Source organism: Micromonospora lutea (assembly GCF_016863535.1).
GTDB lineage: Bacteria > Actinomycetota > Actinomycetes > Mycobacteriales > Micromonosporaceae > Micromonospora > Micromonospora lutea.
In genome coordinates, this window is sequence record NZ_BOPB01000003.1 from 57,645 (window position 1) to 70,407 (window position 12,763).

Here is a 12,763-nt window from a genome sequence, read left to right on the forward strand (position 1 = left end):
GCGTCGGCGAGCAGCGGAAGGGTTTCTTCGCATGACACAGCGTGGCCGTGCCACCAGGACGACGGGGCGACCCCGCGGCCAGGCGGCACGGGTGGGTCAGACCTCCCGCGGTGACCTCACGGCCCGCCGCGAACGGTTGCGCTCGGTGATCGCGCCGGTGGTGCAGGCCGCCGGCTACGACCTGGAGGACCTCACCGTCTCCCGGGCCGGCCGCCGGCACGTGGTGCGCGTGATCGTCGATGCCGACGGTGGCATCAACCTGGACGCGGTGGCCGACGTGTCGCGGGCCGTCTCCACCGCCCTGGACACGGCGGAAGAGAGCGGCGGCGACATCCTCGCCGGGGAGTACCAGCTCGAAGTCAGTTCGCCGGGCGTGGACCGCCCGTTGACGTTGCCCCGGCACTGGCGTCGCAACGTCGGGCGACTGGTTCGGGTGACCGTGCGCGGTGCCGCCGGGCAGTCCGGCGGCGACCGACAGGTCACCGGGCGGGTGGTCGACGCCGACGCTGAGCGGGTGGTGCTGGAGATCGACGCGGACCGCGCGGAGTGGGTCTACGCCGATCTCGGACCGGGCCGGGTGCAGGTCGAGTTCACCCGCCTCGACGAACTGACCGAATCAGAAGACGTCGACGACGATGACGATGTGGAGGACGAGGAGAGGTGAACATCGACCTCGCGGCGCTGCGCGCACTGGAGCGCGAGCGGGAGATCCCGTTCGACACGATCCTCGCGGCGATCGAAACCGCGTTGCTGACCGCGTACCGGCACACCGAGGGCGCGGAGTCGCACGCCCGGGTGGAGATCGACCGAAAGACCGGCGCGGCACTTGTCTACGCCCAGGAGTTGAGCGACGAGGGCACCGTGGAGCGGGAGTGGGACGACACCCCGCACGACTTCGGCCGGATCGCCGCCATGACCGCTAAGCAGGTGATCCTCCAGCGGTTGCGGGAGGCCACCGACGAGGTGCACTTCGGTGAGTACGTCGGCCGCGACGGAGACCTGGTCACCGGGGTGGTGCAGGCGCACGAGGCGCGGGCCGAGAAGGGCATCGTCACCGTCGACCTGGGCAAGCTGGAAGGGGTGCTGCCGCAGTCGGAGCAGGTGCCCGGCGAGCGGTACACCCACGGTGAGCGGATCCGCTGCGTGGTGGTGCACGTGGCCAAGGGCATGCGTGGCCCGCAGATCACCCTGTCCCGGACCCACCCGAACCTGGTGAAGAAGCTCTTCGCGCTGGAGGTGCCGGAGATCGCCGACGGTACCGTCGAGATCAGCGCGATCGCCCGTGAGGCGGGTCACCGCACGAAGATCGCGGTACGTTCCACCACGGCCGGAGTCAACGCCAAGGGTGCCTGTATCGGTCCGATGGGGCAGCGGGTCCGCGCGGTGATGAGTGAACTGCACGGCGAGAAGATCGACATCATCGACTGGTCGGAAGATCCGGCGACCTTCGTCGGTAACGCCCTCTCTCCGGCCAAGGCGCTGCGTGTCGAGGTGGTCGACCTGGCCAACCGGGCCGCCCGGGTGACAGTTCCGGATTTCCAGTTGTCGCTCGCCATCGGGCGGGAAGGGCAGAATGCCCGGCTTGCCGCCCGACTGACCGGTTGGCGGATCGACATTCGCTCCGACGCCGAACAAACCGGCTCCGCCGCGCGGTCCGGGACCGATCAGGTCCGGGAACCGGGCGGAGCGGTGTCGGGTAGCTAGGGGTAGACTTCCACCAGTGGCACGACGCGCGCTGCCGGAGCGCACCTGTGTGGGTTGCCGACGGCGCGCACCGGCCAGTGAATTGCTGCGGATCGTCGCGGTTGGCGATGAGACTGATTTCAGTCTCCGACCCGATCCGACCCGCAGGTTGCCGGGTCGGGGAGCGAACATGCACCCGGATCCGGCCTGCTTCGCGCAGGCAGTGCGGCGTCGTGCCTTCGGGCGCGCGCTGCGCGTCGCCGGGGTTCCGGATGACGGGGCCCTCGCGGAGTACCTGACGCGTCAACCACCACGTCCGGTCACCCGATCGGACGAGGGCCGCTAGCAAGGTAGGACGACCGACATGAGCACACGATGAAGTCCCAGAAATGATCAGGCTTCAAGTGCACGAGTGAGGTCGCTGCGGGTGCTGCCCGCACGACCTCGGAGTGAGGAGTGCAGTGGCAGGTAAGGCCCGCGTACACGAGCTTGCAAAAGAGCTCGGGGTCGAAAGCAAGACCGTACTCGCCAAGCTCAAGGAGATGGGCGAGTTCGTCAAGTCCGCGTCGAGCACCGTCGAGGCGCCCGTCGCCCGACGGCTGCGCAGCGCCTTCGTCGCCTCCGGCGGCTCCGGTGCCCCGTCGGCAGCGCCGTCGGCCGCACCAGCTCCGACGGCGGCACCGACCCCGTCGCCGACCCCCGGCGAGCCTCGGGTCACCGCCAAGCCGACGCCGCCACGGCGTCCGGCGGTGCCTGGGCCGAAGCCCAAGGGACCGGTGCCCGGTCCGCCGCCAGCGGCGGCCCCGGTCGCCAAGCCGGCGAGTGCTCACGACATCGAGGTGGCCGCCGCTGAGGCGCGTGCCGCCGCGCTGAAGGCTGAGCAGGAGGCCGCGGTCAAGGCCGCGCAGGCCGCCCGCCAGCAGCAGCGGGAGAACGTTCGCCGGGAGCCTCCGGCCGACGGTGCTGCCCGTCCGGGTCCCCGACCCGGTCCGGGCACGATGCCGCCCCGCCCGGGTTCTCCGGCCGCGGGTCGTCCCGGCGCTACCAACCCGGGTCCGGGTGGCCGGCAGGGTCGCCCGCCGGCGCGTGGCGCCGGTAACAATCCCTTCGGTATCCAGGGCAGCCAGCAGCGACCGCCGGCCGCCGGTGCCGGTGGTTCCCGTCCCAGCCCGGCCTCGATGCCGCCGCGGCCCAGCCCGGCCTCGATGCCGCCGCGGCCGAGTCCGGCGTCGATGCCGAGCCAGCGTCCGGGTCGTCCGGGTGGTCCGGGTGCCGGGCGTGCCGGTGGAGGCGCCGGTCGTCCCGGTGGCGGCGGTGGCGGTGGCTACCGTGGCGGTCCCGGTGGTGGCGGCGGTGGCGGTGGCTACCGTGGCGGTCCCGGTGGTGGTGCCGGTGGCGGTGGCTACCGTGGCGGTCCCGGTGGTGGCGCCGGTGGCGGTGGATTCCGCCCGGGTGCGCCGGCCGGTGGCGGCGGTCGCCCAGGTGGCGGCGGTCGTGGCCGTGGTGGTGGTGCCGCGGGTGCCTTCGGGCGTCCAGGTGGCAAGCCCACCCGTGGCCGCAAGTCCAAGAAGCAGCGCAGACAGGAGTTCGACAACCTGTCGGCCCCGACCATGAGCTCGGGTGCTCCCCGGGGTCAGGGGCAGACGGTACGCCTCTCCCGTGGTGCCTCGCTGTCGGACTTCGCCGACAAGATCAACGCCAACCCGGGTTCGCTCGTCCAGGAGATGTTCAACCTGGGCGAGATGGTCACCGCGACCCAGTCGTGCTCCGACGACACCCTGCTGCTGCTGGGTGAGCACCTCGGCTTCAACGTGCAGATCGTCAGCCCGGAGGACGAGGATCGCGAGCTGCTCGCGCAGTTCAACATCGACCTCGACGCCGAGGTCGCGGAGGACCGCCTGGTCAGCCGGGCACCGGTGGTGACCGTCATGGGTCACGTCGACCACGGTAAGACCAAGCTGCTCGACGCGATCCGCAAGGCGAACGTCGTCGCCGGTGAGGCCGGAGGCATCACCCAGCACATCGGTGCCTACCAGGTCCACGTGCCGCACGAGGGCGAGGACCGCGCGGTGACCTTCATCGACACCCCGGGTCACGAGGCGTTCACCGCCATGCGTGCCCGTGGTGCCCAGGTGACGGACATCGTGATCCTGGTGGTCGCGGCCGACGACGGTGTCATGCCGCAGACCATCGAGGCGTTGAACCACGCCAAGGCGGCAGAGGTGCCGATCGTGGTCGCGGTCAACAAGGTCGACAAGCCGGAGGCGAACCCGGACAAGGTCCGCCAGCAGCTGACCGAGTACGGCCTGGTCGCCGAGGAGTACGGCGGCGAGACCATGTTCGTCAACGTGGCCGCGAAGCCCGGCATCGGCATCGAGGATCTGCTCGAAGCGGTGCTGCTCACCGCCGACGCGTCGCTGGAGCTGACCGCTCCGATCGACGGGCCGGCGCAGGGTGTGGCCATCGAGGCGCACCTGGACAAGGGCCGCGGTGCGGTGGCGACGGTGCTGGTGCAGAAGGGCACCCTGCGGGCGGGCGACTCGATCGTCGCCGGTGGGGCGCACGGCCGGGTCCGGGCGATGCTCGACGAGAACGGCAACCAGGTCACCGAGGCGGGTCCGGCGCGTCCGGTCATGGTCCTCGGTCTGACCGCGGTGCCGGGGGCCGGCGACACCTTCCTCGCTGCGGCGGACGACCGCACGGTGCGGCAGATCGCCGAGCAGCGGCAGGCACGTCGACGGGCGGCGGCTTTCGCCAACTCCCGTGGCCGGGCCACCCTTGAGACGCTCATGGAGCAGCTCAAGGAGGGCGAGAAGACGTCGCTCAACCTCATCCTCAAGGGTGACGTCTCCGGTTCGGTGGAGGCCCTGGAGGACGCGCTGTTCAACCTCGACATCCCCGAGGAGGTCCAGCTCAAGGTCCTCGACCGGGGTGTCGGCGCGATCACCGAGAGCAACGTCATGCTCGCGAGCGCGTCGTCCGAGCCGGTCACGATCATCGGCTTCAACGTGCGGGCCTCCAACAAGGTCCGCGAGATGGCCGACCGCGAGGGCGTGGAGATCCGGTACTACACCGTCATCTACCAGGCCATCGAGGAGATCGAGGCGGCGCTCAAGGGCCTGCTCAAGCCGGAGTACGAGGAGGTCGAGCTCGGCACCGCGGAGATCCGCGACGTGTTCCGCTCGTCCAAGATCGGCAACATCTCCGGTTGCATCGTCCGGTCGGGTGTCATCCGACGGAACGCGAAGGCGCGCCTGCTGCGCGACGGCACGGTCGTGGCGGACAACCTCACGATCAGCTCGCTCAAGCGGTTCAAGGACGACGCGACGGAGGTCCGGGAGGGCTTCGAGTGCGGTCTGACTCTGGGTGGTTACAACAACGTCCAGGTCGGCGACGTGATCGAGACCTTCGAGATGCGGGAGAAGGCTCGCGCCTGATCCTGCGGTGACGCACTGATCAAGGGGTTTACGCCGGTCGGCGTAAACCCCTTGATCATGTGGGGTGGGGTGCGGGTAGTGTCCCCAGACGATGTACACCGCAACCGCAGTATTCGACCTGCTGCTTCCGGGGGACTCCCGGTCGCTGAAGGCCAAGAGGTCGTACGTACGGCCGATCGTCGCGGCACTTCGCCGGTTCGACGTGTCGGCCGCCGAGGTGGGAGCGCTTGACCTGCACGGGCGAGCGGAGATAGGCGTGGCGGTGGTGGCCGCCGAGGCGGCACATGCCCGCGAGGTGCTCGACTCCTGCGAGCGGCTGGTCGCGAGCCGTCCGGAGGTCGAACTGCTGTCGGTGCTTCGCCGGTTGCACGGCGACGACGACTGAGCCGGGTGGCAGCCGCCCCGCACGCTCGGGCGGACGGCGCGGGTAGGGTTCGAGTGTTGGGGTCGGTCGGGGCTCCGGTGACGCCGCGTCGCCGGTCCCGGTCGGTAGCGGGACGCCGTGGAGGTGCGGAGATGACGGATGCGGCCAAGGTACGCCGGCACGCGGAGCGGGTGCGCGAACTGGTTGCGTCGGTGGTGCGGAGTCAGATCAAGGACCCTCGCCTCGGCATGATCACCATCACCGACGCCCGGATCACCGCCGACCTGCGTGACGCCACGGTCTTCTACACCGTGCTCGGTGACGCGGCGGCCCAGGCGGACACCGCCGCCGCGCTGGAGAGCGCCAAGGGCATGCTGCGCAGCACCGTCGGCAAGGCGCTCGGGCTACGGCACTCGCCGACGCTGACCTTCGTTCTGGACGACGTCCAGGATCAGGTGAAGCACATCGACGATCTGCTCGCCGCGGCCCGTAACGCCGATGCCGAGGTGCAGCGCCTGGCGGCTCGTGCCGAGTACGCCGGTGAGGCGCAGCCGTACCGCCTCGACGAGGACGAGACCGACGAGGACGAGACCGACGAGCCGGACACCGACGACAACGTCGAGGACGCCCGGGGCGGGGAACGGCGGTGACCGCTTCCTCCGGTGGTGCCCTCACCGGGTCGGACGCCGCCGTGCTGCGGCAGTCCGGTCCGGGGCGGACCGGTCCGGCGGGCTCCGTCGGTCCGGTGGCCCCGACTGGCGGCGCGCCGGTGTCCGCCGGTCCCACCGAGGCCGACTGGGCCGCCGCGGTGGCAGCGGTACGCGAGCTGCCGGCTGACGGCCGGGTGCTGCTGATCTGTCACGTCAACCCGGACGGCGACGCACTGGGCAGCATGCTCGGCTTCGCGCTCGGGCTGCGGCGGCTCGGCGTACGCCGACTGCAGGCCACCTTTCCCGGCCCACCGGAGGTGCCCGAGCCGCTGTGCGGCCTGCCCGGCCTGGAGCTGTTGGTGCCGGAGACGGAGGCGGAGTCCGAGCCGGACCTGGTCATCTGCTTCGACGCGGCGAGTGAGTCGCGGCTCGGTGAGTTGGCCGGCCGGTTGGCGGGGAAGGGCACCGCGCTGGTGCTCGACCACCACGCCTCGAACAGTGGATTCGGTGACGTGAACCTGGTCGACCCGGCTGCGGCGGCGACCTCCGTGCTGGCCGAGCAGCTGCTGGACCGGCTCGGCGTGCCACTGGACGCCGGCATCGCGGAGTGCCTGTACGTGGCGCTGAGCACCGACACCGGGTCGTTCCGGTTCGACGCGACCACCCCGGCGGTGCACGAGATGGCGGCCCGGCTGCTGGCCACCGGGATCCGGCCGGGTGACATCTCGCGGCGGGTGTTCGACAGCCGGCCCTTCGGCGCGGTGCGGCTCTTCGGCGAGGTGCTCGGGCGAGCCCGGTTGGAGCCCGGGGAGGCCGGCGGACGGGGCCTGGTCTGGACGTACGCGACCCTGGACGACCTGGCCCGCCACGAGCAGCGGCCGTACGTGCTGGAAGCACTCATCGATCCGGTGCGCTGCACCGCCGAGGCCGACGTGAGCTGCGTGGTCAAGCAGACCGCGCCGGACGTGTGGGCGGTGTCCCTGCGCAGCAAGGGCGCGACGGACGTGAGTCGGGTGGCCGTCGCGCTGGGTGGCGGTGGTCACCGGTTGGCCGCCGGCTTCACCGGCCGTGGCACGGTGGACGAGGTCGTCGAGGGGATCCGGGCCCAGCTGCGGGCAGGCACCATGGAGAGCGGCACCGATCAGCCGGGGTGATTTGGCGCTCGGTTCCGGGGCGTCGCCGCTTCGATGCCTGGACAGGATGGGGAGAATCGGATGATGGAGCAGCCCCACGATCTGACCGTCGACGCCCCTCGTACCTGGGAGCGGCCGATCGTCTGCGTACCGGTCCTGGTGGCCCTGTCACTGGTCGGTGGCCGCTTCCCGTCCTTCTCGACCGAGGCGAACGTCTATGTGTTCGGTGCCGGCGGGGTGCTGATCTGGCTCGGCCTGACCAAGCGGGTGCAGGCTCGCCCGGCACCTGAGCGACTGAGATCCGGCGCGGTCTGGTGGGCGCTGCCGGTGGTGGTCTTCGGGATCTTCGAGGGGGCCACCTTCTTCGCGGCCGCGGGTGATGACTTTCCGACCTTCTCCCGGCTGGCCGACCCACTGCTGGAGGACCGCCTGGTCCGCTCGGCGGCCTGGCTGGTGTGGCTGTCGGCGTTCTGGGGGCTGGTGCGGCGATGATGCGGGCACTGGCGATCGGCGGGTTCCTGGTCGGGTTGGCGCTGTTCGGGCTCGTCGAGTGGTTGGCCCGGCGGGAGGGCTCGAAGATTCCGACGCTCGGCGAACTCTGCGCTTACGTGATGCGGTACGAGGTGGGTCCGGTGCCGGTGGGCCGAATCGGTCTGTTCGGCTTCTGGTGGTGGATCGGCTGGCACTTCCTGGCTCGTTGACGGAAAACCCGACGTGTCCAGATCGCGGGAACAGCGCGCACCATGTGGACCTGAACGATAACTTGGGAAACGGTCGGCGCCGCTTTGGCGCAGGTCAGGGGCGGAGCCGTACCCGGTGCCGCCTCGTTCCAGGGTCGACCGACCCGGGCCACCAGGCCGCCCATCCGCCGCTCCGGCGACCCCGGAACCGGCTTCGGGGGCGACAGTCCTCGCACCGCCCACGACGCGCCGCCGCGCCCGGTGACGCGTGCCCTGGAAGGGACCAACCATGGCCGCCAAGCCCAAGCCCGAAACCACCGACGAGGCCCGTGAGCAGGCCCGCCGCGCCCTGCAAACCTCCATGGACACCCGTCAGTGAGCCTCTCTGGCCGGCGGTGACGTCGAGCCGTCGAAGCGTACGGCGTCACCTCCGGTCCGCCCGTCCGTCCCGCGTCGCCGGAGCCGGATCGGCAGGACCCCCACCGCCGGGCTGAACGTCCGCCCGGGTAAGTGGTGTACCGCCTTGCTCCCCTTACGTTCCGCGTGCCACCATCGGCGGCGATGAGCCAGCCCGCCACCGCCACCGACCGGGTCGCGTCGCCGCGTCGAATCGCCGCGCTCGCCCTGCCCGCCCTCGTGGTGCTCGCCGCCGAACCCCTCTACGTGCTCGTCGACACCGCCGTGGTCGGCCATCTGGGCCGGGTGCCGCTGGCGGCGGTAGCCGTCGGCGGCACCGTGATGACCCTCACCGCCTGGCTGGGGACCGTGGTCGCGTACGGCACGACCGGCCGCGCCGCTCGCCGATTCGGTGCCGGAGACCGCGCCGCCGCAGTGGCCGAGGGTGTCCAGGCGTCCTGGACGGCCCTTGGCGTGGGGCTGGCGGTCGTCGTCGGCATGCAAATTGGTGGAGGTGCCCTGGCGGGTGCCCTGGCCGGCGGAGGTGAGGTGGCCGTCGCCGCCGGCGAGTGGCTGCGGGTCGCCGCGTTCGGTGCCCCCGGGCTGTTGCTCGCCGCCGCCGGAAATGGCTGGCTGCGCGGTGTGCAGGACACCCGCCGGCCACTGCTCTTCGTCGTCGGACCCAACCTGCTCTCCGCGGTGCTCTGCCCGGTGCTCGTCTATCCGGTCGGCATGGGGCTGATCGGCTCAGCGGTGGCGAATGTGATCGCGCAGACCCTCTCCGGTGTGCTCTTCGCCGCCGCCCTGGTGGCCGAACGGGTGGCGTTGCGCCCGCGCCCCCGGGTCATCGGCCAGCAACTGGTGCTCAGCCGGGACCTGCTGATCCGGGGGGTGGCCTTCCAGGCCAGTTTCCTGTCCGCCACGGCGGTGGCCGCCCGGTTCGGTGCCGCCACGGTCGGTGCCCACCAGATCGCCGTGCAGCTCTGGTTCTTCGCGGCGCTGGTGCTCGACGCGCTGGCCATCGCCGCGCAGGCGCTGGTCGGGGCGGCCCTCGGCGGCGGTGACGACGCGTCGGCCCGGGCGTTGGCTCGCCGGATCGGCCGCCTCGGCGCGCTCTGCGGTACGGCATTCGCCGTACTCGCGGCGGCCGGCGCCGGTGTGGTGCCCACCTGGTTCAGCTCCGACTCCGCGGTACACGAGCAGGCGCTGGTGGCCTGGCCCTGGTTCGCCGCGATGCTGCCGTTGGCCGGGGTGGTGTTCGCGCTCGACGGCGTGCTGATCGGCGCGGGCGACATCCGTTTCCTGCGCAACCTCACCGTGGCCGGCGCGCTCGGCGGTTTCCTGCCGGCGATCTGGTTGGCGTACGCCCTTGATCTGGGTCTCGGTGGCATCTGGGCCGGGCTGATGCTGTTCACCGTCGTCCGCCTGGTGGGGCTGTTGCTGCGGCTGCGCAGCGGTGCCTGGGCGGTGACCGGCGCGGTCCGCGGTGACGAGCGCGTCGCGGCCTGATCAGGTGTTGCCGTAGAGCGCGTAGATGAGGACTACCAGGGCCAGGCTCGCCGCGAAGGAGAAGAGCATGGCGATGACCTTGATGGTGTTCGGGTAGCGCTCGCGTAGGCGCTGTCGTCCCTGCCAGGCCCACCAGCGGCGCCGGAGCGCCCCGACGCCGGGCAGGGCGGCGACACCCTCGCCGATCCGGACGCCCAGGGTACGCCTCGCCGGTGGCGGATTGAGCATCCAGTCCGGCAGCGCGCTGGGCTGGCCGGGCGTACGCAGGCGGACCGGATCATCGGGCCGTGGTGTTCGATCGGGAACGCGGTCCGTGGCCATCTCGTTCTCCCCGTGGTCTGACGCGGTTTTCACCGCCGCCGATGCGTTCATCGTGGCAGGGACATTCCAACCTGGATATCCGTTTTCCACGGCCTGTCCGGTGCTCAGGCCCTCCGGTGGGTCTGGCAGGCTTGCACGTCGTGAGCACAGACGGCCTGATCGTGGTGGACAAGCCCGGCGGTATGACCTCGCACGACGTGGTGGCCCGGATCCGCCGGCTGGCCCGGACCCGGCGTGTCGGTCACGGCGGCACGCTCGATCCGATGGCCACCGGGGTCCTGGTGATCGGGGTGGGCCGGGCCACCAGGCTGTTGACGTACGTGATCGGTGCGGACAAGAGCTACACGGCGACCATCCGGCTCGGTCAGGCCACCGTCACCGACGACGCGGAGGGCGACGTGATCGCCAGCACGCCCGCCGGGACGCTCACCGACGAGGCGGTCCAGGGTGCTCTGGCCGGGCTGACCGGGGAGATCGACCAGGTCCCGAGCGCGGTGAGCGCCATCAAGATCAATGGACAGCGGGCGTACAAGCGGGTCCGCGAGGGGGAGAGCGTCGACCTGCCGGCCCGACGGGTCACCGTCTTCCGGCTCGACGTGCTGGCGATCCGGCGAGATCAGCCCGACGTGGTCGACGTCGACGTCGACGTGGCCTGCTCCACCGGGACGTACATCCGGGCGATCGCCCGCGACGCGGGCCTGGCACTGCGGGTCGGCGGCCACCTGACCGCACTGCGTCGTACCGTCGTGGGCGGGTTCGATCTGGCGGAGGCCGTCACTCTCGACGAGCTGGAGCACCGCGCACCGGACGTGGTGGGCCTGCCCCTCGCGGTCGCGGCCGAACGGTTCTTCATCCGCCGGGACGCCACCGACGAGGAGGCGAAGGTGCTCTCCCACGGCGGGCCGCTCGACCCGGTCGGCCACTCCGGGCCGTACGCGGTCTTCGATCCGGCCGGCGGGCTGATCGCTATCGTCAGCGAGCGGGCCGGCCGGGCCCGCGCGGAAATCGTGCTCGCCCCGGCCTGATGTCGGGTGCCGGACGGCCGACCGTCGACGGTCGGGACGAACGACAGCGGAGGAGCAGCATGCAGCGGTGGCGGGGGTACGACGCGGCGCCCGGTGGCTGGGGACGGTCGGTCGTCACCATCGGTGTCTTCGACGGTGTGCACAAGGGGCACCAGGCGACGATCGGGCACGCGGTGTCCCGCGCGCGGGAACTCGACGTGCAGTCGGTGGTGGTCACTTTCGACCCGCATCCGGCCGAGGTGGTGCGACCCGGTTCCCACCCGGCGGTGCTGACCGAGCCCGCCCGCAAGGCCGAACTGATCGAGGCCCTCGGGGTGGACGTGCTCTGTGTGATCCCGTTCACCCCCGAGCTCTCCCGGTTGCCGGCCGAGGCGTTCGTGCACGACGTGCTGGTCGAGCATCTGCACGCCGCGCACGTGGTGGTGGGCGAGAACTTCCGGTTCGGCCACCGGGCCGCCGGGGACGTGGCGCTGCTGGAGCGGCTCGGGCGTACCTTCGGCTTCGCCGTCGAGGGGGCTCCGCTGGTGGCCGAGTCCGGCACGGTCTTCTCCTCGACGTACATCCGGTCCTGCGTCGACGCGGGTGACGTGACCGCGGCGGCCAACGCGCTCGGCCGTCCGCACCGGCTGGAGGGGGTGGTCGTCCGCGGTGACCAGCGCGGGCGTGAACTCGGCTTCCCGACCGCGAACCTGCTCTGCCATCGGCACGCCGCGGTCCCGGCCGACGGCGTCTACGCCGCCCGGATGGTCCGCCGGGGTCAGCGGGAGCCGCTCGCCGCAGCCGTGTCGATCGGCACGAACCCGACCTTCTCCGGCCGGGAACGCCGGGTCGAGGCGTACGCGCTGGACTTCGACGGCGACCTCTACGGCGAGCGGCTGGCGCTGGACTTCGTGGCGCATCTGCGCGGGCAGGCCCGCTTCGATTCGATCGAGCCGCTGATTGCTCAGATAGCCCAGGACGTCGAGCGGACCCGCCGGGTGCTGGGCTGAGCGCCATCAACCCGCCTGCGGCCCTTGACCGGCCGCTTCGGGCGGGTGCTGGTAGGCTGACCGAGACGTCGGCTGACCGACGTGGGGCCTCGCCTGCCTGCTCGACGCCGCGGGTGCGAGGGCCATCCGTCACCGGTGCCATAGCCCGGTCCGACGGACATCATCGAGACACCCACCAGAACAGGGAGAACATGGCGCTCGACCAGCAGTCCAAGGCCAAGATCCGCGAGGAGTACGCGACCGCCGAGGGTGACACCGGGTCGCCCGAGGTGCAGGTCGCGGTCCTCACCAAGCGGATCGCCGATCTCACCGAGCACCTGAAGGTGCACAAGCACGACCACCACAGCCGCCGTGGGCTGCTGCTGCTGGTCGGCCGTCGCCGTCGGCTGCTCAACTACGTACAGAAGAAGGACATCAACCGCTACCGGGCGCTCATCGAGCGGCTCGGCCTGCGCCGGTGACGTGACGGGGGAGTGGCCCACCAGGTCACTCCCCCGTCGGCGTCCCACCCGAGAAACGGGCCACGACCACCCAGACAAGGGAGTGTCGGCGTACCGGTCTCCGGTAGTGGCCTCC

General features: G+C 71.4%; 13 protein-coding genes and 1 pseudogene. 13 read left to right on the forward strand and 1 reads right to left on the reverse strand.

The annotated features are described in order from the left end of the window. Positions 1 to 31 precede the first annotated feature (31 nt). The 10 genes and pseudogenes from rimP to Vlu01_RS04075 all read left to right on the forward strand — a co-directional run bounded on the left by rimP (position 32) and on the right by Vlu01_RS04075 (position 9,852). Positions 32 to 664, forward strand: coding sequence for a ribosome maturation factor RimP (rimP, locus tag Vlu01_RS04030; RefSeq protein WP_203993893.1), 633 nt, complete (start codon positions 32 to 34; stop codon positions 662 to 664). Next, a complete protein-coding gene (gene nusA / locus Vlu01_RS04035) occupies positions 661 to 1,704 on the forward strand; it encodes a transcription termination factor NusA (protein ID WP_203993896.1) in 1,044 nt (347 codons plus the stop codon). Before rimP ends, nusA begins: the two co-directional genes overlap by 4 nt. 16 nt (positions 1,705 to 1,720) lie before the next feature. Continuing rightward, positions 1,721 to 2,051, forward strand: a pseudogene (locus Vlu01_RS04040) (YlxR family protein). A gap of 93 nt (positions 2,052 to 2,144) precedes the next feature. Further along, positions 2,145 to 5,120 carry a translation initiation factor IF-2 gene (gene infB, locus Vlu01_RS04045; protein ID WP_203993902.1) on the forward strand — a complete coding sequence of 992 codons (2,976 nt, stop codon included), beginning with the start codon at positions 2,145 to 2,147 and terminating at the stop codon, positions 5,118 to 5,120. A gap of 91 nt (positions 5,121 to 5,211) precedes the next feature. Beyond that, complete coding sequence (locus Vlu01_RS04050) at positions 5,212 to 5,505, forward strand: DUF503 domain-containing protein (protein WP_203993905.1); 294 nt, start codon at positions 5,212 to 5,214, stop codon at positions 5,503 to 5,505. A gap of 131 nt (positions 5,506 to 5,636) precedes the next feature. Next, positions 5,637 to 6,134 carry a 30S ribosome-binding factor RbfA gene (rbfA, locus tag Vlu01_RS04055; protein WP_203993908.1) on the forward strand — a complete coding sequence of 166 codons (498 nt, stop codon included), beginning with the start codon at positions 5,637 to 5,639 and terminating at the stop codon, positions 6,132 to 6,134. Between the two features lie 119 nt (positions 6,135 to 6,253). Next, positions 6,254 to 7,288, forward strand: coding sequence for a DHH family phosphoesterase (locus Vlu01_RS04060; RefSeq protein WP_373307276.1), 1,035 nt, complete (start codon positions 6,254 to 6,256; stop codon positions 7,286 to 7,288). 63 nt (positions 7,289 to 7,351) lie between these two features. Then, the gene (locus tag Vlu01_RS04065; protein ID WP_203994476.1) at positions 7,352 to 7,759 is read left to right on the forward strand and encodes a hypothetical protein; all 408 of its coding nucleotides are present in this window, start codon (positions 7,352 to 7,354) and stop codon (positions 7,757 to 7,759) included. Then, complete coding sequence (locus Vlu01_RS04070) at positions 7,759 to 7,968, forward strand: DUF6186 family protein (protein ID WP_203994473.1); 210 nt, start codon at positions 7,759 to 7,761, stop codon at positions 7,966 to 7,968. Before Vlu01_RS04065 ends, Vlu01_RS04070 begins: the two co-directional genes overlap by 1 nt. Positions 7,969 to 8,508: 540 nt before the next feature. Continuing rightward, positions 8,509 to 9,852: an MATE family efflux transporter gene (locus tag Vlu01_RS04075; protein WP_203993911.1), complete on the forward strand. Its 1,344-nt coding sequence runs from the start codon at positions 8,509 to 8,511 to the stop codon at positions 9,850 to 9,852. On the opposite strand, the gene Vlu01_RS04080 is transcribed toward Vlu01_RS04075, so the two are convergent. Continuing rightward, positions 9,853 to 10,173 (reverse strand): hypothetical protein, encoded by a 321-nt coding sequence (locus Vlu01_RS04080; protein ID WP_203993914.1) that lies wholly within the window; start codon positions 10,171 to 10,173, stop codon positions 9,853 to 9,855. It lies immediately after the preceding gene. Between the two features lie 140 nt (positions 10,174 to 10,313). Between Vlu01_RS04080 and truB the strand changes: the two genes are divergently transcribed. From truB to rpsO, 3 genes are all read left to right on the forward strand, one after another. Further along, positions 10,314 to 11,198: a tRNA pseudouridine(55) synthase TruB gene (truB, locus tag Vlu01_RS04085; protein WP_275409242.1), complete on the forward strand. Its 885-nt coding sequence runs from the start codon at positions 10,314 to 10,316 to the stop codon at positions 11,196 to 11,198. A gap of 59 nt (positions 11,199 to 11,257) precedes the next feature. Beyond that, positions 11,258 to 12,187: a bifunctional riboflavin kinase/FAD synthetase gene (locus Vlu01_RS04090; RefSeq protein ID WP_203993920.1), complete on the forward strand. Its 930-nt coding sequence runs from the start codon at positions 11,258 to 11,260 to the stop codon at positions 12,185 to 12,187. 191 nt (positions 12,188 to 12,378) lie between these two features. After that, on the forward strand, positions 12,379 to 12,648 hold the full coding sequence (gene rpsO, locus Vlu01_RS04095; protein ID WP_203993937.1) for a 30S ribosomal protein S15: 270 nt from the start codon (positions 12,379 to 12,381) through the stop codon (positions 12,646 to 12,648). Positions 12,649 to 12,763: the final 115 nt, after the last annotated feature.